General features: G+C 74.0%; 17 protein-coding genes and 1 pseudogene. 9 read left to right on the top strand and 9 right to left on the bottom strand.

The annotated features are described in order from the left end of the window. Positions 1-251: 251 nt before the first annotated feature. Entirely contained in the window at positions 252-1,061 is an 810-nt protein-coding gene (locus tag PV341_RS05675) for a phosphatase (RefSeq protein WP_500322800.1), read from the bottom strand. A 103-nt stretch (positions 1,062-1,164) separates the two neighbouring features. Continuing rightward, entirely contained in the window at positions 1,165-2,661 is a 1,497-nt protein-coding gene (locus tag PV341_RS05680; RefSeq protein ID WP_500356907.1) for a PucR family transcriptional regulator, read from the bottom strand. 128 nt (positions 2,662-2,789) lie between these two features. Between PV341_RS05680 and PV341_RS05685 the strand changes: the two genes are divergently transcribed. The 5 genes from PV341_RS05685 (at position 2,790) to PV341_RS05705 (ending at position 12,440) form a co-directional block, all read left to right on the top strand. Further along, on the top strand, positions 2,790-4,262 hold the full coding sequence (locus PV341_RS05685; RefSeq protein ID WP_500322804.1) for a sodium:solute symporter family protein: 1,473 nt from the start codon (positions 2,790-2,792) through the stop codon (positions 4,260-4,262). A 52-nt stretch (positions 4,263-4,314) separates the two neighbouring features. Next, positions 4,315-5,277: an agmatinase gene (gene speB, locus PV341_RS05690; RefSeq protein ID WP_499511985.1), complete on the top strand. Its 963-nt coding sequence runs from the start codon at positions 4,315-4,317 to the stop codon at positions 5,275-5,277. Continuing rightward, on the top strand, positions 5,274-6,881 hold the full coding sequence (locus tag PV341_RS05695; protein WP_500322806.1) for a thiamine pyrophosphate-binding protein: 1,608 nt from the start codon (positions 5,274-5,276) through the stop codon (positions 6,879-6,881). Before speB ends, PV341_RS05695 begins: the two co-directional genes overlap by 4 nt. A gap of 237 nt (positions 6,882-7,118) precedes the next feature. After that, positions 7,119-10,895, top strand: coding sequence for an ABC transporter ATP-binding protein (locus PV341_RS05700; protein ID WP_500356931.1), 3,777 nt, complete (start codon positions 7,119-7,121; stop codon positions 10,893-10,895). Between the two features lie 135 nt (positions 10,896-11,030). Next, complete coding sequence (locus PV341_RS05705; RefSeq protein ID WP_500322807.1) at positions 11,031-12,440, top strand: S28 family serine protease; 1,410 nt, start codon at positions 11,031-11,033, stop codon at positions 12,438-12,440. A 7-nt stretch (positions 12,441-12,447) separates the two neighbouring features. Here PV341_RS05705 and PV341_RS05710 read toward each other — a convergent pair whose 3' ends face one another. The 4 genes from PV341_RS05710 to PV341_RS05725 all read right to left on the bottom strand — a co-directional run bounded on the left by PV341_RS05710 (position 12,448) and on the right by PV341_RS05725 (position 16,999). After that, complete coding sequence (locus PV341_RS05710) at positions 12,448-13,068, bottom strand: hypothetical protein (protein ID WP_500356909.1); 621 nt, start codon at positions 13,066-13,068, stop codon at positions 12,448-12,450. Between the two features lie 98 nt (positions 13,069-13,166). Further along, the gene (locus tag PV341_RS05715; RefSeq protein ID WP_500356911.1) at positions 13,167-14,960 is read right to left on the bottom strand and encodes a glycoside hydrolase family 3 protein; all 1,794 of its coding nucleotides are present in this window, start codon (positions 14,958-14,960) and stop codon (positions 13,167-13,169) included. A 79-nt stretch (positions 14,961-15,039) separates the two neighbouring features. Further along, on the bottom strand, positions 15,040-16,032 hold the full coding sequence (locus PV341_RS05720; protein WP_500322812.1) for a hypothetical protein: 993 nt from the start codon (positions 16,030-16,032) through the stop codon (positions 15,040-15,042). Between the two features lie 61 nt (positions 16,033-16,093). Beyond that, complete coding sequence (locus tag PV341_RS05725; protein ID WP_500322813.1) at positions 16,094-16,999, bottom strand: LysR family transcriptional regulator; 906 nt, start codon at positions 16,997-16,999, stop codon at positions 16,094-16,096. A gap of 111 nt (positions 17,000-17,110) precedes the next feature. On the opposite strand from PV341_RS05725, the gene PV341_RS05730 reads away from it, so the two are divergent. Further along, positions 17,111-18,112 carry an EamA family transporter gene (locus PV341_RS05730; RefSeq protein WP_500322814.1) on the top strand — a complete coding sequence of 334 codons (1,002 nt, stop codon included), beginning with the start codon at positions 17,111-17,113 and terminating at the stop codon, positions 18,110-18,112. Positions 18,113-18,122: 10 nt separating this feature from the next. Here PV341_RS05730 and PV341_RS05735 read toward each other — a convergent pair. From PV341_RS05735 to PV341_RS05745, 3 genes and pseudogenes are all read right to left on the bottom strand, one after another. Then, a pseudogene (locus tag PV341_RS05735) lies at positions 18,123-18,776 on the bottom strand (sugar phosphate isomerase/epimerase family protein); the annotation flags it as partial. Positions 18,777-18,786: 10 nt separating this feature from the next. Continuing rightward, entirely contained in the window at positions 18,787-19,698 is a 912-nt protein-coding gene (locus tag PV341_RS05740; protein WP_500322815.1) for a bifunctional helix-turn-helix transcriptional regulator/GNAT family N-acetyltransferase, read from the bottom strand. A 105-nt stretch (positions 19,699-19,803) separates the two neighbouring features. Then, a complete protein-coding gene (locus PV341_RS05745) occupies positions 19,804-20,910 on the bottom strand; it encodes a LacI family DNA-binding transcriptional regulator (protein WP_500322816.1) in 1,107 nt (368 codons plus the stop codon). 611 nt (positions 20,911-21,521) lie between these two features. On the opposite strand from PV341_RS05745, the gene PV341_RS05750 reads away from it, so the two are divergent. The 3 genes from PV341_RS05750 to PV341_RS05760 are packed head-to-tail and all read left to right on the top strand — an operon-like array spanning position 21,522 to position 24,765. Continuing rightward, positions 21,522-22,679, top strand: coding sequence for a Gfo/Idh/MocA family protein (locus PV341_RS05750; RefSeq protein ID WP_500322818.1), 1,158 nt, complete (start codon positions 21,522-21,524; stop codon positions 22,677-22,679). Positions 22,680-22,681: 2 nt separating this feature from the next. Next, the gene (locus PV341_RS05755; protein WP_500356912.1) at positions 22,682-23,911 is read left to right on the top strand and encodes a dihydrodipicolinate synthase family protein; all 1,230 of its coding nucleotides are present in this window, start codon (positions 22,682-22,684) and stop codon (positions 23,909-23,911) included. 2 nt (positions 23,912-23,913) lie between these two features. Next, positions 23,914-24,765, top strand: a complete 852-nt coding sequence (locus tag PV341_RS05760; RefSeq protein WP_500356914.1) for a sugar phosphate isomerase/epimerase family protein — start codon at positions 23,914-23,916, stop codon at positions 24,763-24,765. Positions 24,766-24,815 lie beyond the last annotated feature (50 nt).

The raw sequence follows: 24,815 nt of genomic DNA on the forward strand, positions 1-24,815 counted from the left end.
TTCTTGTCTGTTCTTTGAGTGTATCTTTGCATCTGGGTGTGCTTTTTTTTTTTAAAGCGAAAGGCGGAATACGAGGTGTAGAGAGGTTTCGTGGGCTAGGAAATGTGTATAAGAGACAGCTCATGTCGCGGACCAAGGGCGGGGGCGAAGGCCCCGGCCTGTCGACATCGCGCCCCGGGTCGCCGGAAGGACGGCGGCTCGGGGCCCGTCGGGAGTGGCGGGCCACGCCCCCTCGGGGGCGTGGCCCCCTGTCATGCGGAGCCGGTCAGGCCCGCCGCGTCCAGCAGGTAGGCGGTCATCGCGTCGTAGTGGCGCGGGTCGGTGACGTGGTCGTCCAGCGGGACGGTCACCGAGACCGTGCCCTCCGCCTCGGCGAGGAAAAGGGCCGGGTCGTTGCAGTCCGCGAAGCCGATCGCGTCGATGCCGCGCTGTCCGGCGCACCCCGCCCAGCCGTGGTCGGCGACGACCAGGTCGGGCAGCGGCCGGCCCTGTGCGGCCAGCGCGTCGAGGACCGCCGCCATCGGGCCGGGGGAGTGGGTGTGCCACAGCGTGGCGCCGCGCTCCAGCATGGCCACGTCGCAGAACTGGAAGACGCCGCCCTCGTCGGTGGACAGCCCGCCGGGGATCGCGACGACCTCGGCGCCGGCGGCCCGCACGGCCGCGGCCAGGGTGCGGTGGACGTCCAGCAGGCCGCCGGGGTGGCCGGTGGCGAACAGCACCCGCTGCCCGCCCTCCACGGCCTTGCAGAGCATCCGGGCGGCCCGGTCCAGGGCGCTGATCGTCAGCTCGGGGTCGATGGTGTCCTGCCCCAGGAGGTACCCGGGGTCGGCCACGACCCCGCAGCGCTCGGCCATGACCGCCAGCACCGCCTCCTCGTCCGTCCAGCGCTCGCCGAACTCCAGGCCGAACCAGTAGTGGCGGTCGCCCTCGGCGAGTCTGCGGTAGTGAGAGCGGTTGTTCTCGCGGGGGGTGGCGACGTCGCCCGCGATGCGCGTGCGTACGAGGTGGTCGGCGAGGGCCTTGCGGGACGGCACGGTGACATGGGGCAGCATGACCCCCATTGTCGCCTGCTGTCGGACGTGCGTGCGGGGGGCCGCCGATCGACGCCGGTCCGTTACCTCCTGCCGGGACGTCAGAAAGCCCGCCGCGGCGGGGCGTACGGGTTCACAGCCAGCGCAGCGCGAACCACAGCTCCATGCGTACGTCCGGGTCGTCCAGGTCCGCCTCCAGCAGGGTCGCCGCGCGCCCGATGCGCTGGCGCACGGTGTTGCGGTGCACCTCCAGGGCGACGGCCGTACGGTCCCAGCTCCCGTGCAGGCCGATCCAGGTGCGCAGCGTCTCCACCAGGGCGGGCGAGTCCGCCACCGGCGCCAGCAGCTCCCGCGCCCTGGACCGGGCGTCGTCCGGGGTGACCAGTCCGCTCATGCCGGGCCCGGCTCCGCGATGGATCACCAGCGGCGCACGGGTGGCGACCGCCCGGCGCAGCGCGCCCGCGGCCTGGCCGTCCCCGGTGACGAGGGAGGCCACCGCGACCGGGCCGCTCACCCCGAGGGTCCACCCCGGCTGGGCGGTCACCTCGCGGCCGGCCGGCAGGAGCAGGCGTACGACGGTGCCGCCCGGCTCGATCAGCGCGGTGCCCAGCGCCGCGCCGAGCGCGGCCGCCGCCAGCGGTCCGGCCGGGCCGCCGCGCTTGCGGGCGTGCACGACGGCCCAGCGGGACTCCGTTCCCAGCAGCGGGGCCACCTCCTGCGGCTCCGCGCCCAGCAGCAGCCGCACCAGCGCCGCCGACCGGCCCGCCTCCGCGCTGCCCAGGTGCGGGCCGGTGAGCAGGGAGAGCAGGACCGCGGCGACGTTGGCGACCGCGTGGTCGCCCGGATCGGGGCGGCCCGTGACCAGGACGAGCGCCGGCCGCTCGCTCGGGGGGCCGCCGGCCAGCGCGTACGCCGACAGGCGCGTCCCGCCGTGGGTGTCGGTCGCCGAGGAGGGCGCGTGCGCGTCCGTCGCCGGCAGGACCACCCCGGCCAGCCGTGCCGCCGCCGCACGCGCCTGCGGGTCCGGGGCGGTGCCCGCCGCGTACACCTCGGAACCGTCCGGGGCGATCAGCGCGGCCCACGCGCCCAGGCGGCCGGCGAGCCTGCGCAGCACCGAGGGCACGGGGTCCGGGCGCCCGGCGGCCGCGGCGAGGGCCTGCTGTGCCTCGGTGACGTGCCGCAGTTCACGGACCCGGGCCTCGCCCATGGCCTGCCAGACGGCCCGCGCGACGGCGGTGAAGGGGGTCCGCGGCGGCACCTCCACCAGCGGCAGGGCGTGCCGGTCGCAGGCGGCGACCAGCGCCGCCGGGGTCTCGTCGTGCACCGGGGCGAGACCGAATCCGAGCGCCGCCGCCCCCGCCTCGACCGTGCGGGCCACGTAGCGGTCCAGGTAGGCGCCGGCGCCCGCCGCCGACGCGAAGTGCACCCCCGCGGTCAGCAGCAGCTCCCCGCCGAGCAGGTACGGGAAGGGGTCCTCCATCTCACTGGTGTGCACCCACTGGACGCGGACGTCCCGGTCGGCCGCGGACGGTCCCGCGACCTGGCGCAGCCCGAGGTCGGGCAGGGCGAGCAGGGTGGCGAGCGGGATCGGCGGCGTGGGCGGCGCCAGGTCCTGACGCGGGGGAGTCATGTGCGTTTCCTCCATCCGGACCGGGTGCGATGGATGAAACGTACACTTCAGCGCTTCTTCCCGGCCGCCTATCGTCGCCGCAAAGGAAAGCCCGCGGCTCCGCCCGCGCGACCGATGGAGGAGGGTTCATGGCCGTCGACTACGCCGTGATCATCGGCTATCTGGCCGGCATGCTCGCCGTGGGCTGGTGGGGCATGCGCCGCGCCAGGTCCAAGAGCGAGTTCCTGGTCGCCGGCCGCAGGCTGGGCCCGTCGATGTACTCCGGCACCATGGCCGCGATCGTCCTCGGCGGCGCCTCCACCATCGGCGGCGTCGGCCTCGGCTACCAGTACGGCCTGTCCGGCGCCTGGATGGTCTTCACCATCGGCCTCGGCCTGCTGGCGCTGAGCGTCTTCTTCTCGGCCCGCATCGCCCGCCTGAAGGTCTACACCGTCTCCGAGATGCTCGACCTGCGCTACGGCGGCTCGGCCGGCGTCATCTCCGGCATCGTCATGTGGGCGTACACGCTGATGCTCGCGGTGACCTCGACGATCGCCTACGCGACGATCTTCGACGTCCTGTTCGGGATGGACCGCACCCTGGCGATCATCCTGGGCGGCGCCGTCGTGGTGGCGTACTCCACGCTGGGCGGCATGTGGTCGATCACGCTCACCGACATGGTGCAGTTCGTGGTCAAGACCCTCGGCGTGCTGGTCCTGCTGCTGCCGATCGCGGTGATCAAGGCGGGCGGCTTCGCGGAGATGAAGGCGCAGCTGCCGAGCGAGTACTTCGCGCCCCTGGGCATCGGCGGGCAGACGATCTTCACCTACGTGCTGATCTACACCTTCGGCATGCTCATCGGCCAGGACATCTGGCAGCGCGTGTTCACCGCCCGCAGCGACAGGATCGCCAAGCTCGGCGGCACCGTCGCCGGTGTCTACTGCCTCGTCTACGCGATCGCCGGCGCCGTCATCGGCACCGCCGCCAAGGTGCTGTACCCGAACCTGGCCGCGGCCGACGACGCCTTCGCCACCATCGTCAAGGACGCGCTGCCGGTGGGCGTGCGCGGCCTGGTGCTGGCCGCCGCGCTCTCCGCGGTGATGTCCACCTCCTCCGGCGCGCTGATCGCCTGCGCCACCGTGGCCAACAACGACATCTGGTCGCGGCTGCGCGGCGTGGTCGGCCGCGGGCGGGACGGCGAAGAGAGCGCGCACGACGAGGTCTCGGGCAACCGCGTCTTCATCCTGATCATGGGCGTGGTCGTCATCGTCACCGCCATCGCGCTGAACAACGTCGTCGAGGCGCTGACCGTGGCGTACAACCTGCTCGTCGGCGGGCTGCTGGTACCGATCCTCGGCGGTCTGCTGTGGCGGCGCGGCACCGCGGCGGGCGCCCTCGCCTCGGTGGCCGTCGGCGGCCTGGCCGTCGTGGGCCTGATGGTCTGGAAGGGCATCCTGGCCAACGAGCCGGTCTACTACGGCCTGCTGGCCTCCCTCGTCGTCTACGTCGCGGTGAGCCTCGCCACCAAGCCGACCGATGCCGCCGTGCTGGCGGCCTGGCGGGAGCGGCTGGCCGGACGGACTCCCGTCCCGGCCGCCGAGGGGACCGTTCCGGTCGGATAAAGTCACAAAGCGAGCAGAGCGCAACGAAGCGTACGAAAGAAGGCAGTTACCCATGAGCAGCACCGAACCGCGCGGCCCCATCGACTCCTCCCGCACCCCGCGGTACGCCGGTCCCGCCACGTTCGCGCGGCTCCCGCGCCTCGACGAGGTCGGCACCACCGACGTCGCCGTGGTCGGCGTGCCCTTCGACGCGGGCGTCTCCTACCGCCCCGGCGCCCGCTTCGGCGGCAACGCGATCCGCGAGGCCTCCCGTCTGCTGCGCCCGTACAACCCGGCGCAGGACGCCTCGCCCTTCGCCCTCGCCCAGGTCGCGGACGCCGGTGACATCGCCGCCAACCCGTTCAACATCAACGAGGCCGTCGAGACGATCCAGGCCGCCGCCGACGACCTGCTCGACACCGGCGCCCGCCTGATGACCCTCGGCGGCGACCACACCATCTCACTGCCCCTGCTGCGCGCCATGGCCCGCAAGCACGGCCCGGTCGCCCTGCTCCACTTCGACGCCCACCTCGACACCTGGGACACCTACTTCGGGGCCGAGTACACCCACGGCACCCCGTTCCGCCGGGCCGTGGAGGAGGGCGTCCTCGACACCTCCGCGCTCTCCCACGTCGGCACCCGCGGCCCGCTGTACGGCAAGCAGGACCTCACCGACGACGAGAAGATGGGCTTCGGCATCGTCACCTCCGCCGACGTCTACCGGCGCGGCGCCGACGAGGTCGCCCAGCAGCTGCGCGAGCGCATCGGCGACCGCCCCCTGTACATCTCCATCGACATCGACGTCCTCGACCCGGCCCACGCCCCCGGCACCGGCACCCCCGAGGCCGGCGGCATCACCTCCCGCGAGCTGCTGGAGATCCTGCGGGGCCTGGCCTCCTGCCACCTGATCTCCGCCGACGTCGTCGAGGTCGCCCCCGCCTACGACCACGCCGAGATCACCAGCGTCGCGGCTTCCCACACCGCGTACGAGCTGACCACGATCATGACCCGGCAGATCGCGGCCGGCCGCGCATGAGCGGGCGCAACGGCGGCGACCTGGTCGTCGAATCCCTGACGGCGCTCGGCGCGACGACGGTCTTCGGCCTGCCCGGGCAGCACGCGCTGGGCGCCTTCGACGCGCTGCGGCGCTCGAAGCTGGAGTACGTGGGCCTGCGCGTGGAGAACAACGCGGGCTTCGCCGCGGACGCGTACGCCCGCGTCACGGGCGGCGCCGCGCCGCTGCTGGTCTCCACCGGCCCCGGCGCGCTGATGACGCTCGCCGCCCTGCAGGAGTCGGCCGCCGCCTCGGCGCCGGTCGTCGCCATCGGCAGCCAGGTGCCGGTCGCCGGGCTCGGCGGCGGCCGCCACGGCTACCTGCACGAGCTCGCCGACCAGAAGGCGTCGTTCCGCGACATCGTCAAGTCGGTGCACACCGTCCGCACCGCCTCCCAGATCCCCTCGGCCCTCGCCGCCGCCTGGGAGTCGGCGCTGACCGCGCCGTACGGGCCGGTCTGGGTGGAGATCCCGCAGGACGTGCTGCTCGCCCCCGTCACGGTGCCGCCGGTCGGGGAACTGGCGGCCGGGCCCCGGCCGCTGCGTCCTCGCGCCGAGCTGATCGCCGAGGCGGCGGCGCTGCTGTCCCGCGCCGAGCGGCCGGTCGTGCTGGCCGGCGGCGGTGTCGTGCGCGCGGGGGCCGAGGCCGAGCTGCGCGCCCTCGCCGAGCGGCTCGACGCCCCGGTCGCCTGCACCTTCGGCGGCAAGGGGGCCTTCCCGTGGGAGCACCCGCTGTCGCTGCGGAGCTGGCTGGAGGACCGGCACACCACGGACTTCCTGGAGGAGGCCGACGTCGTGCTGGTCGTCGGATCCGGGCTGGGCGAGCTCTCCTCGAACTACCACACCTTCCGCCCGCGCGGCCGGGTGATCCAGGTCGAGGCCGACCTCGGCAAGCTGGAGTCCAACCACCCGGCGCTCGGCATCCACGCCGACGCCCGGCTCGCCCTCGGCGCGCTCGCCGCGGCCGTGGACGAGCGCCGCGACGCGGGCGCGCCCGAGGCGGTGGCGGCACTGCTGGAGCGGGTCCGGGAGCGTCTCGACGGCCAGGACCTCGGCCTGGAGCAGCGCGTCCTCGCCGCCGTCCGCGACGCCCTCCCCGAGGACGCTCCCAGCTTCTGGGACATGACGATCCTCGCCTACTGGGCCTGGTCCGCCTGGCCCGGCCCGATGCACTCCGCCCAGGGCGCCGGCGGTCTCGGCTACGGCTTCCCCGCCGCGCTGGGCGCTGCCGCCGCGGACCGCACCCGGCCGGTGCTGGCCGTGTCGGGCGACGGCGGCGCGATGTACTCGATCGCCGAGCTCGCCACGGCCCGGCAGTACGGCCTGCCCGTCACCTGGCTGATCGTCGACGACGGCGGTTACGGCATCCTGCGCGAGTACATGACGGACGCCTTCGGCGAGGCCACCGGCACCGAGCTGGCCCGGCCGGACTTCGTCGCACTCGCCGGCGCCTTCGGCGTCCCGGCGGTCCGCACGAGCCCCGAGCGGCTCCGGGACGACCTCGCGGACGCCCTCGCGGCGCCCGGCCCCTGCGTGGTCGTGCTCCCCGTGCTGCTGCGGATGTTCGCGCCGACGCACCTGGGGTGAACCGGCGCCCGGTCCCGGCCAAGGGGGAAACGTTTCGTCAGACTTTGTCCCGAGACCTCCGCCCGAGCGTTGTCGGACCCTCGTCGTAGTTTTGTTGCGGGAGGATGAAATCCGCACTCCAGGGCGTTGTGATCCTCCGGCGAAAAGGACGGGACGGGAGGACACCGGGTGGCGGCGAAGGACGACGAAGCGAAGGCCGGCGAGGCCGTGAGGGCCGAGGGCTGGCTGCGGCGGCTGATGGGGTACTGCTGGCGCTACCGGGGGAACGTGGGCCTCGCGCTCGGTTCCTCGCTCGCCGGCATGGCCGTGATGGCCCTCGTGCCGCTCGTCCCCAAGCTGATCATCGACGACGTCATCGTCAAGCACGACAAGCCGCTCGCCCCCTGGGCGGCCGTGCTGATCGCCGCCGCGGTCGTGGTCTACCTGATGACCTTCCTGCGGCGTTTCTACGGCGGCAGGCTCGCCCTCGACGTGCAGCACGACATGCGCACCGACATGTTCCACTCGCTCACCCGGCTGGACGGCGCGCGCCAGGACGAGCTCAACACCGGCCAGGTCGTCGGCCGGGCCACCAGTGACCTGCAGCTCATCCAGGGCCTGCTCTTCATGGCGCCCATGATGATCGGCAACGTCCTGCTCTTCGTCCTGTCGATCGTCGTGATGTTCGTGCTCTCGCCGATGCTGACCCTGATCGCCCTCGCCGTCGCGCCCGCCCTGTGGTTCCTGGCCGACCGCAGCCGCAAGCGGCTCTTCCCCGCCACCTGGTACGCCCAGGGCCAGGCCGCCGCCGTCGCCGGGATCGTGGACGGCTCGGTGACCGGCGTCCGCGTCGTGAAGGGCTTCGGCCAGGAGCAGCAGGAGATGTCCAAGCTGCGCTCGGTCAGCGAGCGCCTCTTCGCCGGACGGCTGCGCACCATCAGGTTCAACGCGCGCTACGGTCCCGCGCTCCAGGCGGTGCCCTCGCTCGGGCAGGTCGGCATGCTGGCGCTCGGCGGCTGGATGGCCGTGAAGGGCCAGATCACCCTGGGCACCTTCGTCGCGTTCTCGACCTACCTCGCCCAGCTGACCGGCCCGGTGCGCATGCTCACGATGATGCTCACCGTCGGCCAGCAGGCCAGGGCCGGGGTCGAGCGCGTCACCGAGCTCATCGACACCCGGCCCAGCCTGGAGGAGGGCGCCGGGCAGCTGCCCCGCGAGGCCCCGGCCACCGTCGAGTTCGACCACGTCAGCTTCGGCTACGACCGCACCCGTCCCGTGCTGGACGACTTCTCGCTGACCGTCGAGCCCGGCGAGACCGTCGCCGTCGTCGGCGCCTCCGGCAGCGGCAAGTCGACCGTCTCGCTGCTGCTGCCCCGCTTCTACGACGTGACCGGCGGCGCCGTCCGCGTCGGCGGCCGCGACGTGCGCGAGCTCACCTTCGACTCCCTGCGCGACGCCATAGGGCTCGTCCCGGAGGACAGCTTCCTGTTCTCCGACACCGTCCGCGCCAACATCGCCTACGGCCACCCCGACGCCACCGACGAGCAGATCCTCACCGCGACCCGGCACGCCCAGGCGGACGAGTTCATCAGCGCCCTGCCCGAGGGGTACGCGACCGTCGTCGGCGAGCAGGGACTGACCCTCTCCGGCGGCCAGCGCCAGCGCGTCGCCCTGGCCCGCGCCATCCTCACCGACCCGCGGCTGCTCGTCCTGGACGACGCGACCTCCGCCGTGGACGCCCGCGTCGAGGCCGAGATCCACGACGCGCTGCGCGAGGTGATGGCGGGCCGCACGACGCTGCTCATCGCCCACCGGCGCTCCACCCTCGCCCTCGCCGACCGGATCGCCGTGCTGGAGGCCGGCCGGCTGGTCGACGTGGGCACCCACGAGGAGCTGGAGGCCCGCTGCGCGCTGTACCGGCGGCTGCTCACCGACCCCGACGAGCTCGGCTCGGACGTCGTCACCCACGACCCCGCGGGCGAGGTCGTGCCGCTGACCGAGTGGCCCGGCGAGGGCGCGATCGCGGCCCCGGCGGCACGTCCCGCCACCGAGGCGCCCGCGGAGGGCGGCGTGACGGCGGCCCTGTGGCCGCAGGACCGCCGGCACCGCGACGAGGACACCGGGCGGACGCAGTCGGCGCCCTCCCCGGCCGCCGCGCGCGGCGGCCCGGGCGGCATGGCCTCGGCCATGGCCGGGATGCCCGCCACCCCCGAGCTGCTCGCGCAGGTGGCGGCGCTGCCCCCGGCCCTGGACACCCCGGACGTCGACGAGGACCAGGCGGCCTCCGTCGAGAAGGACTTCGGCCTGCGCAGTCTGCTGCGCGGCTTCCGCGGCCCCCTGCTGCTCAGCCTGCTGTTCGTCGCCGTCGACGCGCTGGCCGGGCTGCTGCTGCCGGTCCTGATCCGGCACGGCATCGACTCCGGTGTGCGGCAGGCCGCGCTCGGCGCCGTCTGGGCCGCCTCGCTGCTGGGGCTGGCCGTGGTCGCCGCGCAGTGGGGCGCGCAGTGGGGCTCCACGCGCCTGACCGGCCGTACCGGCGAGCGCGTGCTCTACACGCTCCGGGTGAAGATCTTCTCCCACCTGCACCGGCTCGGGCTCGACTACTACGAGCGCGAGCTGAGCGGCCGCATCATGACCCGGATGACGACCGACGTCGACGCGCTGTCGACGTTCCTGCAGACCGGACTGGTCACCGCGCTCGTCAGCGTGCTCACCTTCCTCGGCATCCTGGTCGCGCTGCTGGTGATCGACGTCCAGCTGGCGCTGATCGTCTTCGCCACCCTGCCGGTGCTCTTCGTCGCCACCTGGGTCTTCCGCCGCAAGTCCGTGAAGGCCTACGAGCTGGCCCGGGAACGGGTCAGCGTCGTCAACGCCGACCTGCAGGAGCACGTCGCCGGGCTCCGCGTCGTGCAGGCCTTCCGGGGCGAGCGCGGTGGCGCCGAGCGCTTCGCCGACCGCAGCGACGCCTACCGTCGGGCGCGTGTGCGCGGGCAGTGGCTGATCTCGGTGTACTTCCCCTTCGTGCAGCTGCTGTCCAGCGTCGCCGCCGCCCTGGTGCTGATCGTCGGCGCCCACCGCGTCGGCGCGGGCACGCTCACCGCAGGCGCCCTGGTGGCCTACCTGCTCTACATCGACCTGTTCTTCTCGCCCGTGCAGCAGCTCTCGCAGGTCTTCGACGGCTACCAGCAGGCGTCGGTGTCCCTGGGCCGCATCCGCGAGCTGCTGCGCACGCCGACCGCCACCCCGCCCGCCGGGTCCCCGCGCGGCGTCGGCCGGCTGCGCGGCGAGATCGCCTTCCACGACGTGCACTTCCGCTACACCGAGGAGGGCGCCGAGGCGCTGTCCGGGATCGACCTGCGGATCCCCGCGGGCCAGACGGTGGCCTTCGTCGGCGAGACGGGCGCGGGCAAGTCGACCCTGGTCAAGATGGTGGCCCGGTTCTACGACCCGACCTCGGGTGCGGTCCTCGTCGACGGCCAGGACATCCGCGAGCTCGACCTGACCGGCTACCGTCAGCGGCTCGGCGTCGTCCCGCAGGAGGCCTACCTCTTCGAGGGGACGGTCCGCGACGCCATCGCCTACGGGCGGATGGACGCCACCGACGCCGAGGTCGAGGCCGCGGCCCGGGCCGTCGGCGCCCACGACATGATCGCCACGCTGGACGGCGGCTACCTGCACGCGGTCTCCGAGCGGGGCCGCAACCTCTCCGCCGGACAGCGGCAGTTGATCGCCCTGGCCCGCGCCGAGCTGGTCGACCCCGACGTCCTGCTGCTCGACGAGGCGACGGCCGCCCTGGACCTGGCCACCGAGGCCCTGGTCAACCGGGCCGCCGACCGGCTCGCCGTACGCCGCACCACCCTGGTCGTCGCCCACCGGCTGACCACCGCCGCCCGCGCCGACCGGGTCGTCCTCCTCGACCACGGCCGGGTCGTCGAGGACGGCACGCACGAGCAGCTCCTCGCCGCCGACGGCCGCTACGCCGAGCTGTGGCGCACCTTCGTCGGCGAGGACGAGAGCAGCGAGGCCGTCGCCTAGGCACCGCCTTCGCGCTTTTGCGGCCCGGACCCCTGTGGTCCGGGCCGCCGCTCTTTGCCCAACGCCCCCTGGCGGCGGGCCACTTCCTCCTCATAGGTTCACGGGCGACGCCCGTCGAACCCCGAAGGAGGGGGCATGCGCAACGCGCTCAGATGGCTGCTGGCGCTGGTGTTGCTCATAGGCACCGCCGGCGGTGGAGCCGCCACCGCGACCGCTGACGAGCCGGACATCAAGGACCGCATCCTGGCGATACCCGGGATGAGCCTGATCGAGGAGAAGCCGGTCACCGGATACCGCTTCTTCGTCCTCGACTACACGCAGCCGGTGGACCACCGGCACCCGTCCAAGGGGACGTTCCAGCAGCGGATCACCGTGCTGCACAAGGGGACCGACCGGCCCACCGTGTTCTACACCTCCGGCTACGGCCTCTCCACGACCCCCTCCCGCCGCGAGCCGACGCAGATCGTGGACGGCAACCAGGTCTCCATGGAGTACCGCTTCTTCACCCCGTCCCGTCCCGCCCCCGCCGACTGGTCGAAGCTCGACATCTGGCAGGCCGCCAGCGACCAGCACCGCATCCACCGGGCGCTGAGCCGGATCTACGCCGGGAACTGGCTCGCCACCGGCGCCAGCAAGGGCGGCATGACGGCCACGTACTACCGCCGTTTCTACCCGCACGACATGGCCGGCACCGTCGCCTACGTCGCCCCCAACGACGTGGTCAACGACGAGGACTCCGCCTACACCCGTTTCTTCCGCACCGTCGGCACCGCCGACTGCCGGGCGCGGCTGAACGCCGTGCAGCGCGAGGCACTCGTCCGCCGCGGCGAGATCGTCGCCCGCTACCAGCAGTACGCCGCCGACAACGGGCTGACCTTCACCACCGTCGGCAGCGCGGACAAGGCGTACGAGAACGTGGTGCTGGACCTGGTGTGGGCCTTCTGGCAGTACCACCAGCAGTCGGAATGCGCGGACGTGCCCGCGGCGACCGCCACCACGGACGCCCTCTACTCCTTCGTCGACTCCGTCTCCGGCTTCGACTTCTACACCGACCAGGGCCTGGAGTACTACACGCCGTACTACTACCAGGCGGGCACGCAGCTCGGCGCTCCGACCTTCGCGACCCCGCACCTGAAGGGCCTGCTGCGCTACCCCGGGATCTACCAGCCGCGTTCCTACGTGCCGCGTTCCATCCCGATGCGCTTCCAGCCCCGCGCGATGCACGACGTCGACACCTGGGTGCGCCACCACGCCGAGCGCATGCTCTTCGTCTACGGGCAGAACGACCCCTGGGGGGCCGAGCCGTTCCGCCTCTCGCGGGGGGCGCACGACTCGTACGTGATGTGGGCGCCCGGCGCCAACCACGGCGCGGTCATCGGCGCGCTGGGCGCGGCCGACAAGGCGAAGGCCACCGCCGAGGTGCTGGAGTGGGCCGGTGTCGCCCCCGCGGCCGTACGTGCCGACCCCGAGGCGGCCAAGCCGCTGGCGGCCTACGACGCCAAGCTCGACCGGAGCACCGAGGCCGCCGGCCGGCTGCCCTTCTGATCGGGTGTCAGAGCCGGCGGGCGCATCCCACGCCCGCCGGCCCGCCGCCCACCCCGACGTACAGCGCCGTCCCCCGGGGGCAGGACCGGCGCTCGCGGGCCAGTTCCACGACCCGGAACTGCGGGGCGTGCGGCCCGGACCCGTCGTAGGGCGTCTCCTTCACCTGTCCCTTCCGGGAGCTGTAGAGGCAGTCGCCCGCGATCGTCCGGGGCCCGCCGCCCCCGCCGGGATCCCCTGGGTGCGGGGCCTTCAGGTTGCGCATGCAGGCGTACCCCTGGGGACGGGCGGCGGTGACGGTGAGCAGGAAGTCCGTGGTCGGCGGGCAGCGGTCGCCGGCCCGTGTGGTGGGCGGGGGAGCGGGCGACGGCGAGGCGGGCAGCAGCCCGTACAGCCGGCCGACGACCCGGGCCCGGGCGCCCGGGTCCGAGCACGCCACCTCCCGGTAGGAGCCCACCGGGTCGCCGGCCGCGCACTCCCCCTGGTCCAGGAAGACCGCGGCGTGCGTGGCGGGCGGGACGTCCGGGCCGGCGGCGCTGCTGCCCGTGCCGCCCGCGCCCGGCGAGCAGGCGGCGAGCAGCACGGCGACCAGCCATGCCGCACCCAGGAGTTGCCCGGACAACACGCGCATGGCGGCCCCCCACCCGTACCCCCGGGCGAGTTGCCCGTTTTCGGCAGGATAGGTGGCGTGACCTGTTCCCGGGAGGGGCCGCCCCGCGCGCGGCGGGTTCAGTACCGCAGGCCCCAGCCGACGGGGTAGAGCGTCCGCGCCGGGTCGTCCGCCGCCGGAACGGCCACCGGCAGCTTGCCGCTCGGCCGTACCTTGCCCGCCAGCACCCGTGCGGCCGCACGCATCGACACGTCCGTCCAGCCGTAGGTGGCCAGCGCGGCGGCCACCCCGTCCAGCCGGGCGACGTCGTAGGGGTTGCGGATCGCGATCTGCACCACCGGCACACCTGTGGCGACGAGCGCGGCCACCAGCGCGATCTGACCCGTCGACGCCCCGGTGACGTTGTACGTGGCCACCACCACGGCGTCCTTGTCCCGCGCGGCGGCCACCGCCTGGTCGATCACGGCCTGGCCCGGCGCGGTCCCGGTCGACAGGACCTGCGCGGTGTGCCCGAGGCCGGCCAGGGCCGCGCCGAGCACCGCGGTGGGCGGCCCGCCGGTGCCCGAGGGCGCGGCAGGGTCGGCGCCGACGACCAGCAGCCGGCGGTGCGCGGGCAGCGGCAGCGCCCCCTGGTTCGCCAGCAGGGTGACGGTGCGTCCGGTGATCCGGTCGGCCTCCGCCAGGTGGCCGCGGGTGCCGACCACCCGGTCCACGCCGCGGTGGGTGACGTACGGGTCGTCGAGCAGCCCGCGCCGCGCCTTGAGCATGAGGACCCGGGTGAGGGACTCGTCGAGGCGTTCCTCGGTGAGCTCGCCGGACTTCACGGCGGCCAGGACGCCCTGCCAGGCGGTCTCCAGGACCGGCGGGTTGAGCAGCTGGTCGGCGCCGGCCTTCAGGGCGAGCACCGGGACCCGGTCGTCGCCGTACTTCTGGCGCACGCCCTCCATGCCGAGGGAGTCGGTGACGACCACGCCGTCGTAACCGAGTTCCTCGCGCAGGATGCCGGTGAGGATGGGCCGGGACAGCGTGGCCGGGTCACCGGAGTCGTCGAGTGCGGGCACCAGGATGTGCGCGGTCATGATCGAGTCGATGCCGGCGGCGATCGCCGCGCGGAAGGGCGGGGCGTCCAGACGCCGCCATTCCTCGAGCGAGTGCGTGATGACCGGCAGTTCGAAGTGGCTGTCGGTGCCGGTGTCACCGTGACCGGGGAAGTGCTTGGCGGTGGCGACGATCCCGGCCCGCTGGTAACCCTCCACCTGGGCGGCGACGAGCGCGGCGACGGCCTTCGGGTCGGCGCCGAAGGAGCGCACCCCGATGACGGGGTTGGCGGGGTTCACGTTGACGTCGGCGACCGGCGCGTAGTCCTGGGTGATGCCCATCGCCGCCAGTTCGGCCCCGGCGACGGCCGCGGCCCGCCGGGCGTCCGCGGTGCTGCCGCCCGCACCGAGCGCCATCCCGCCGGGGAAGAGCGTGGCGGGGGAGCCGACCCGGGCGACGGCGCCGTGCTCCTGGTCGGTGGAGATCAGCAGGGGGATCCTGGAGGCCCGCTGTATGCCGTTGGACAGGTCGGCGATCTGGTGCGGATCGCGGGTGTTGTGGGCCCACGCGAAGTAGATGATGCCGCCGACGTGGTACTTGGCGATCAGCTCGGCCGCGTTGGAGACCCCGATCTCGGCCTGGTTCGCGGCGACGTCGGCCGGATCGGGGGCGGTGGCCGAATGGCCGTACACGCGCATGACGAAGAGCTGGCCGATCTTCTCCTCGATGCTCATGCGGTCGATGAGCGCACGGACGCGTCTGCGGTCCGTCGCGGCCGCGTTCGCGGTGCCCGGGACGCCGAGGGCGAGGGCGGTGGAGGCGGCCGCGGCGGCACCGAGCACCGTACGGCGGGACGGATGGGGACTGCTGTGCATGACGGACTCCTTCCGGCAGGAGGTGGGGGGCGTGCTGAAAGAAACCTTCAAGCAGACACGCTTAGCCGGAAAGTTATTGTCAGTCAATGAGTTGGGCACGCGCCGGGACGAGCCGGGACGGCACCGCGAGCACCGCCGCGTAGCGCTGGGTCTGGATGCAGCGGATGGTCTCGTCCCCGGTGGGGGACGCCGACAGCTCCCGCCGGCCGATGGTCAGGACGGCTCCGGTGGGCCGGCAGCCCGTCAGCAGGAAACCGAAGCGCCGCTCGTCACCGCGCCGCGGATGCCGTGCCAGTTGCTCGCGCAGAGCGGCGGCCCCCTTGCGGGGCAGACCGGCGAGGAAGGCCTCGAGCTGCCGGGACGAGGTGACCTCGGTGCTGCGGCGGCCGCCGGGCTCCCGGGTGTCCTCGAGACCGCCGAACGCCAGCGTGCTCCCCGGGGCGGGCGGATCGGCCCGCGGGTCCGTCTCCTGCGCGAAGCGCGGCCGCTTCGGCATCCGGTCGCGCGGTACCTCGAACACGGCCACCACCTGGTTGGCGACCAGGCACTGGCCCATCGGGGTCTGCGCGAGACCGAGCACCAGCCGGTCGCCGCTGCGGAAGAGGATCGCGTCCTTCGTGCTGTTGCAGCCGGTGGTGCGGCTCCAGGCGACCAGGACCGAGCGCGAGAAGTCGGTCCGTGCGGCGCGCTGGGCGATGGCGTCGGCGATCTGCGGCGCCGACTTCATGAAGTAGCCGGGAAACCGGCTCAGGTCGCGCTCGCCGTCGAGGACCGTGTGCACCGCGGGCACCCCGCGCGTGGTCTCGGTGAAGTACACGCGCCGGGTGGAGACCGCCCCGTTCCCAGGCGGGGACGCCGCGGTGGACGGTGCCGGGTCCGCGGGTGCGGAGGCCGCCGTGCCCGGGCCGGCGGGCACGGTGGTGATCGCGGAGGGGGCGGGGCCGCCACCGGCGCTGTCGGAGGGGGGCAGACCGGTGGCGGGCTGCTGCCGGCCGCATGCGGCCGAGAGCGTCGTCAGTGACGCAGCCAGCAGCGCGACCGACACCGCTTTGCGGAAGCTTCCCAGCAGCACGCCGGTTGGACGGGATCGGTACGGAAACGGTTCCCTGCGGGTGGATGACATCCGCCCATGGTCAGGCAACGACCCGGGGGTAGTGGACGCGCAACGCCCGAACCGTCTCCGTGATGGCCGGACGTCGCGACGCCCCGGTCCGCCACAAGGCGTACAGGCGCCGCACGGGCGCCGGCTCCAGCGGCACCACGACCACCCCGTCCGGTACCGGCCCGCGCCCCAGCCGCGGCACCAGCGCGATCCCCAGCCCGGCCGCCACCAGCGCCAGTTGCGTCTGGTACTCGGCGACCTGGAACGCCAGGTCCGGCTCGGTGCCCGCCTCCCGCAGGGTCCGCACCAGCCAGTCGTGGCACACGTGTCCGGGCGGCTGGCAGATCCACCGCTGGTCGACGACGTCCTCGCGGACCAGTGCCGCGCGGGCCGCCAGCGGATGCCCGGCGGGGACGAGCACGTCGCAGCGGTCCTCGCCGATCACCACCCGCTCCAGGCCCTCGGGCGCGGGCAGCGGGGCGATGTCCCAGTCGTGCACCACGGCCAGGTCGACGACGCCGCGGGAGACCAGGTCGACCGACAGGTGCGCACCCTCCTCCACCAGCCGCAGCTCCAGCGACGGGTGGGCGGCCGTCAGCCCGGCCAGCACCTGCGGGAGCAGACCGCGCGCGGCGGTCGGGAAGGCGGCCATGGTCAGCCGCCCGGTGGGGCGGCCGCGCCGTTCCTCCAGCGCCACCTCGGCCCGCTCCACGATCGCCATCAGCTCCTGCGCGGTCTCCGCCAGCAACTGGGCGGCCTCGGTGAGCGCCACGCCGCGGCCCTGCCGCTCCAGGAGCGTCGTGCGGGTCTCCCGCTCCAGCTTCGCGATCTGCTGGGACACCGCGGACGCGGTGTAGCCGAGGGCCGTGGCCGCCGCCCCCACCGATCCGTGCACATGCACGGCGTGCAGCGCCCGCAGCCGGGCCAGGTCCAGCATCCGTTCACCTCGTCATCCCGTGCGCCGGAGGCGCACCATTCAGCAACGCTGAAGCCGACAGTGCAGTAATGCTCGCTGGTGCTTAAGGGTACGGTGCCCGATGCTGGAGCGATGCGACCGGTACACCTCGCCCTCGCGGTCCTCGTCGCCGCGGTCTGGGGCGTTAACTTCGTGGTCATCGAGGTCGGGCTGGGCCACTTCCCGCCGCTGCTCTTCTGCGCCCTGCGCTTCCTCGTCGCCGCCGTGCCCGCGGTCTTCTTCGTCCGCCGGCCCGGCGTCGCGCTGCGCTGGATCGTGGCCGTCGGGCTCGTCCTCGGCGTCGCCAAGTTCGGCCTGCTCTTCATCGGCATGGACCAGGGCATGCCCGCCGGGCTGTCCTCCCTGGTGCTGCAGGTCCAGGCGGTCTTCACCGCCCTCCTCGCGGTCGCCCTGCTGGGCGAGCGGCCCGGCCGGCTGCGGATCGCGGGCATGGGCGTCGCGTTCGCGGGGATCGGCGTCGCCGCGTACGACGAGGGCACCTCGGGGCCGCTCGGCGCGTTCGTGCTGGTCGTCGCGGCCGCCGCCTTCTGGGGGCTGTCCAACGTCCTCACCCGGCGCGCCGCCCCGCCGGACGCGCTGAGCTGGATGGTCTGGGTCAGCCTCGTCCCGCCGCTGCCGCTGCTCGCCCTCTCCCTGGTCTTCGAGGGCCCCGCCGCGGACGCCGCCGCGCTGCGCGGCCTCGACTGGAGCGGCGCCGGCGCGATCGTCTACGTCGCCTGGGTCACCACCGTCTTCGGCTTCGGCGCCTGGGGTTTCCTGCTGCGGACGTACGACGCCTCCGCGGTGGCCCCGTTCTCCCTGCTCGTCCCGGTCTTCGGCATGACCTCGGCGGCCCTGCTGCTGGACGAGGGCGTCGGCCCGCTGCGCTGGGCGGCCGCCGTGCTGCTGGTGGGCGGCGTCGCCGTGACGTCGCTGGGCTCGCTCCGGGCGGGCGCCGGGCTCAGGCCGACTCGCCGAGCAGCTGCAGCAGGTGCGAACGCCCCCGCGACAGCAGCTCCGGCAGCGCCCGGACCTGCGGGTACCAGAGCTTCTCGTACTCCCAGCACAGCCAGCCGTCCCAGCCCGCGCGGCTGAGCACCTCCACCGTGCCGGCCAGCGGCAGCGCCCCGTGGCCGAGCGGCAGCGGGGTGGTGTCCTGCGCCGAGGAGACGTCCTTGACCTGCACGTAGCCCAGGTAGGGGGCGAGCACCGGGTAGGTGTGCTCGGGCTGTTCGCCACCCAGCCAGGGGTGCATCACGTCCCACAGCGCACCCGCGTGGTGATGACCCACCAGGCCCAGGATCCGCGCGACGTCCGCGCCGGTCCGGTGCGAGTCGTGGGTCTCCAGCAGCACCCGCACGCCCGCGTCCGCCGCCTCCGCGGCCACCGCCGCCAGCCGGCGGGCCGCCCGGGTGTCGGCGGCGTCCCCGTCGTCGTCACCGGCGCCGGGGAACACCCGTACGTAGGGGGCGCCGAGGTCGGCGGCGAGGCGTACGTGGTCGCGCAGGCCGCGCAGCGCCGGAGCGTCCTCACCCGGCGCTGCCACCTGCACGTAGGAGGCGACCGCCAGCACCGCGACACCGGAGCCCCGGAACTCCCCGGCCACGTCCGCGCGCTGCCGCTCCGTCAGGCCGCTGTGCACCGGCTCCTCGTGGCCCGCCCGCAGCTCCACGCCGTGGTAACCGTGCTCCGCGGCGAGCCGGACCACGTCCGGCACGGGGAGCCCCGGCACGCCGAGGGTCGAGAACGCGAGCTTCACTTTTCGGACGTTACAGCATCAGCCGCCAGTCCTGCCCGACGAGATCGCGGCCGAAACTGCGGTGCGGCTCCTCCCCGACGAGCTCGAAACCGGCCGCCTCGTAGATCCGCCGGGCGGAGACCAGCACGTCGTTCGTCCACAGCACCAGCTCGCGGCGACCGGTCGCGCGGGCGTGCCCGACGCAGGCGTCGACCAGCCGCCGGCCGATGCCGTGGCCCCGGGCGGCCGGGTCCACCAGCAGCAGGCGCAGCCGTGCCGTGCCGGGCTCGTCGGTGCGTACGCAGAAGACGCAGCCGGCGCGCTCGCCGTCCAGTTCGGCGATCCACGCCCGCTCGTGGCCGTCCGCGACGATCCGGGCGACGAGGGTCTCGTACTCGGCGTTCCAGCCGTACTCCTCGGCGTAGACCTCGGCATTGCGCTGGACCACCCAGCCGAGGTCACCGGGCCGCGGCTCGCGCAGCCGGACCCGCGGCCCGGGAGGTGTCCCTGTTGCGGCGGTACCGCCGAGGACGTCGCGGACGGTGCGCATGGCCTCCGTCAGGCGTTCGCGGTCGCCCGGGGCGAGCCCGCCGACCATGGTCGCGACGGCTTCCCGCGACCGGTCCTCCAGGAGCCGGGCGGCCTCGCGGCCGTCGGGGGTCAGCTCCACGCGCTGCCGCCGGGCGTCCCGTGGTGACGGCGCGCGGGTCACCAGTCCCCGCTCCCCGAAGGCCGCCAGCATCCGGCTGAGCTGCCCGGCGTCCACGGACAGGGCCGTGCGCAGGTCGGCGGCGTCCAGCCCGCCGCCGGCGGCGTGGGCGAGCTCGTACAGGACGCGGGCCTCGGTGAGGGTGTACGGGGTGTGCAGATGGCGGCTGTAGTCGAGCGCGCCGATGAGGTTGGTGTAGAAGCGGTTGAACGCCCGGATCTCCTGGACGGCCACGGCGGTTCCCCTCGCGGAAATTCTTTGACTGCGTCAAAGGTATCCGTGGAGGGTGGTTCTGGACAGGCGCCGGCGCGCCGGGTGTCCCGCCCGGCCCGGGATCTTTTATGTGCCGCTTCGCGGTGCCGCGGTCGAGGCCCGCACCATCAGCTCCGTCCGTACGGTCGCGAGGCCGCCCGGAGGCGGTGCCTGGCGGCCCATGACCAGGCGGCCGGCGCGGGCGCCCGCCTCCTGCAGCGGTATGCGCACCGTCGTGAGCGCGGGCGCGGCGTCCACGCTGAAGGGCAGGTCGTCGAAGCCGGCGACCGAGACGTCCTCGGGGATGCGCAGCCCGCGCTCGCGCAGCGCCGCGCAGACGCCGAGCGCCACCGTGTCGTTGGCGGCGACGACCGCGGTCAGCCCCGGCTCGCGGCGCAGCAGTTCCAGCGCCGCGTCGTACCCGGAGGAGCGGTCGTAGTAGCCGTGCACGGTGAGGCGGTCGAGCTCGGCGGGGGAGCCCGCGAGCCCGGCCTCGGCCAGGGCGGCACGGTGGCCCTCCAGGCGGTGCCGGGTGGTGCTGCGCTCCGCGGGGCCCGCGACGTAGCCGATGGTGCGGTGGCCGAGGGCCAGCAGGTGCTCGGTGAGGCGCTGCGCGCCGCCGCGGTTGTCGAAGGCGACGGTCATCACGGCGTCCGCGGCGGGGCCGGCCAGTTCGGCGAGTTCCGGCAGGGGCGGGCGCCCGCACAGGACGATCCGGGTGCCGGAGGCGGCGAGCCGGGCGAGGCGGGCGGCGACGGCGGCGCTGTGCCCGGTGCCTTCCACGGCGCCCCCGGTGAGCACCACGCCCGCGGCACGCTGCCGCTCCAGCAGGGTCAGGTAGTTGAGCTCGGCCTCGGGGGAGCCCCCGGTGTTGCAGACCACGGCGAGTTTCCCGGCGCCCGCGGGCAGCCCGGGCGGATGCTCGGTGCCGCCGCTGATCTCGCTCTGCACGGCGCTGGCGATGAGCCCGAAGAAGGGGTCGGCGACGTCGTTGACGAGTACCCCGACCAGGTCGGAGGTGGCGGCGGCCAGTGCGCGGGCGTGCCCGTTCACGACGTAGTCGAGGTCGTCGACGGCCCGCAGGACCCGCTCGCGCGTACTGCCCGCGACCGGGTAGTTGCCGTTCAGGACACGCGACACGGTTGCGGCGGACACTCCGGCGCGCGCCGCCACGTCGGCCAGGGTCACTGCCATCTTGTCTGTTTCCTCCGGGTCGGTCCTCCCCGGGCCGTCCGCCCGTAGCCGCACATGCTCTCACCTCGGGGGCCGGTGGGGGAGCGGAGTCGCACAGCACCTTGCGCAGGGCGTTCCACCGCCCTGGGGTCACTCTAGGTGAAAGCGCTTTCTGTCGTCATTCGGGAGCCAAGAGGTGCGACCGGGGCCGGGGGCCTGCCCCGCTCGCGATCCCGGTCCCGGCTCCCCCGTCGCGCGCGATCCGGTAGCGCCGAGGGTCCCGGCCTGGGAGGCGTGCTGGCGCTCGGGAGCGGTGGCCGCGGCAGGGCGCCCGTGCGGCGCCCTGCCGGCGACCCTCGCCGAGGGCTCCCCGGGGCGTCCGGCGCCCGCCCGTGTCGCGGTCCCACGCACCCCGGCCACCGTGCGGGCCGGGGCGTGCGGGACCGCCGGGGCGAGGGTGCCCCGGACGCGGCGGCGTCCCCGCAACCGGGACGATGTCTCCACGTCAGGCGATGGGCAAGCGCTTTCTACCCGAAGTCTTTCCCCTTGTCGAAGGTGTTCGGCGGCGGTTAGCGTAGAGCGAGGAAAGCGCTTGCTGCCGCTCGGCGCCCCGCCGGAGAGAGGAACCTCACGTGACACGCAGGACCGTGCGGATCGCCATGAACGGCGTCACCGGCCGTATGGGCTACCGCCAGCACCTCGTCCGCTCGATCCTCGCCCTGCGCGAACAGGGCGGGCTCGACCTCGGCGACGGCACCGTGCTGTGGCCCGAGCCCGTCCTCGTCGGCCGCCGCGAGCACGCGCTGCGCGCCCTCGCCGACCGCCACGGCCTGGACCCCGCCCTGGTCTCCACCGACCTGGACGCCGTGCTCGCCGACCCCGCCACCGAGATCTACTTCGACGCCCAGGTCACCGGTGCCCGCGAGGAGGCGATCACCAAGGCGATCGCCGCCGGCAAGCACATCTACACCGAGAAGCCCACCGCGACCGGTCTGGACGGAGCGCTGCGGCTGGCCCGCCTGGCCACCGCCGCCGGCGTCCGCCACGGCGTCGTCCAGGACAAGCTCTTCCTTCCCGGCCTGCTCAAGCTCCGGCGGCTGGTCGACGGCGGCTTCTTCGGGCGGATCCTCTCCGTCCGCGGCGAGTTCGGCTACTGGGTCTTCGAGGGCGACTGGCAGTCCGCCCAGCGCCCCTCCTGGAACTACCGCGCCGAGGACGGCGGCGGCATCGTCGTCGACATGTTCCCGCACTGGGAGTACGTCCTGCACGAGCTGTTCGGCCGCGTGCTGTCCGTGCAGGCGCTCGCCACCACGCACGTGCCGCAGCGCTGGGACGAGCAGCACAAGCCCTACGACGCCACGGCCGACGACGCCGCATACGGGATCTTCGAGCTCGAGGGCGGCGTGGTCGCCCAGGTCAACTCCTCCTGGGCCGTGCGCGTCCACCGGGACGAGCTGGTGGAGTTCCAGGTCGACGGCACCGAGGGCTCGGCCGTCGCGGGGCTGCGCACCTGCCGTGCCCAGCACCGCTCCGCCACCCCCAAGCCGGTCTGGAACCCCGATCTGCCCGCCACCGAGGTCTTCCGCGACCAGTGGCAGGAGGTCCCGGACAACGGCGAGTTCGCCAACGGCTTCAAGGCCCAGTGGGAGCTGTTCCTGCGCCACGTCCACCTCGACGAGCCCTACACCTGGGACCTGCTGGCCGGTGCCCGCGGCGTACAGCTCGCGGAACTGGGCCTGAGGTCCTCCGCCGAGGGCCGCCGTCTCGACGTACCGGAGCTGACCCTGTGACCGTGACGCTCCTTCACCTCCCCACCGAGACGGGCGAGCTGTACGCCTACCGGCCGCGCACCGAGCCCGCGGCCCACGCCGGGGCCCCCGCGACGGCGGACGAGCCGGGCAGCCGCGTCGTCTATGCGGCGGCCCACGTCGTCGCCGACCCCTTCCGCACCGCGGCCGACCGGCCCGCCGCGCTGGACTGGGAGGCCACGCTGGCCTTCCGCCGTCACCTGTGGTCGCACGGACTCGGCGTCGCCGAGGCCATGGACACCGCCCAGCGCGGCATGGGCCTGGACTGGGCCGGGGCCGCCGAACTGATCCGCCGCTCCTCGGCCGAGGCCCGTGCCGAGGGCGGCCGTATCGCCTGCGGCGTGGGCACCGACCAACTGGCGTCCACCGAGTTCGGCCACCCCTACGGCCTCACGGAGATCCGGGCTGCCTACGAGGAGCAGCTCGCCGTCGTCGAGGACGCCGGCTCGCGGGCCGTCCTCATGGCCTCCCGTGCGCTGGCCGCCGTCGCCAAGGGGCCCGACGACTACCTGGAGGTCTACGGCCACCTCCTGCGCCAGGCCGCCGGGCCCGTCGTGCTGCACTGGCTGGGCCCGATGTTCGACCCCGCACTGGAGGGTTACTGGGGCGGCACGGACCTGGACGCGGCCACGAGCACCTTCCTCGAGGTGGTCGCCGCCCACCCGGGCAAGGTCGACGGCGTCAAGATCTCCCTGCTCGACGCCGGGCGCGAGGTCGAGCTGCGCCGCCGCCTCCCCGACGGCGTGCGCTGCTACACCGGCGACGACTTCCACTATCCCGAGCTGATCGCCGGCGACGACCGGGGCTTCAGCCACGCCCTGCTCGGCGTCTTCGATCCGCTCGCGCCGCTCGCCGCACGGGCCGTGCGCCTGCTGGACGACGGCGACCCCGGTGGCACCGGCGACCCCGCTGGCACCGGCGACCCCGCTGGCACCGGTGGCACGGCGGGCTTCCGGGCGCTGCTCGACCCCACCGTCGAGCTGTCCCGCCACCTCTTCGGCGCCCCGACCCGCCACTACAAGACGGGTGTCGTCCTCCTCGCCTGGCTGGCCGGCCACCAGTCGCACTTCACGATGGTCGGTGGTCTCCACTCGGCACGCTCCCTCCCCCATCTGGCCCGCGCCTACGAACTGGCCGACCGGATCGGACTGTTCCCCGACCCGGCGCTCGCCGCGTCCCGTATGAGCCGGCTCCTCTCCGTGTACGGAGTGTGACATTGCGCACTGACAACCGGACCTCCGGCGACCTCGCCCGGCTCAGCATCAACCAGGAGACCGTGCGGCAACTGCCCCTCCCCGAGCTGGTCGAGGGGCTGGTGACGCTCGGTGTCCCCGGCGTCGGACTGTGGCGCGGGCCGGTGCGGGAGTACGGCGTCGAGGCGACCGCGAAGCTGGTGCGCGGAGCCGGGCTCACGGTCACCACGCTCTGCCGTGGCGGCTTCTTCACCGCCTCCGACCCGGACGAGCGCGCCGCTGCGCTCGCCGACAACCGGGCGGCCCTGGACGAGGCGGCGGCCCTGGGCACCGGCACCCTCGTCCTGGTCTCCGGCGGCCTCCCGGCCGGGGACCGCGACATCGCCGGCGCCCGTGAACGCGTCGCCGACGCGGTCGCCGAGCTCGCTCCGTACGCGCGGGAACGCGGAGTGCGCCTGGCGATCGAGCCGCTGCACCCGATGTACGCCTCCGACCGCTGTGTCGTGTCGACCCTCGGCCAGGCACTGGACATCGCCGAGCGCTTCCCCGCGGAGCAGGTCGGGGTGGTCGTGGACACCTATCACCTGTGGTGGGACGACCGGGCGGCCGGCGGCATCGCCCGGGCCGGCGCCGGCGGCCGGATCGCCTCGTTCCAGCTCGCCGACTGGGTCACCCCGCTCCCCGAGGGGGTGCTCCTGGGCCGCGGCCAGCTCGGTGACGGCTGCGTCGACCTGCGCGGGTTCCGCGAGCGGGTGGACGCCGCCGGCTACGCGGGAGCCGTCGAGGTGGAGATCTTCAACCCCGCGCTGTGGGCGCGCGACGGCGCCGAGGTGCTGGCCGAGACGGCCGACAGGTACCGCCGGCACGTGCTCTGAGAAATCCCTGGAAATTTCTTCCGGAAGCCGTGCAACCATCCCCCGGGCCG

The organism is Streptomyces sp. PA03-1a, from assembly GCF_033792805.1.
Taxonomy (GTDB): Bacteria; Actinomycetota; Actinomycetes; order Streptomycetales; family Streptomycetaceae; genus Actinacidiphila.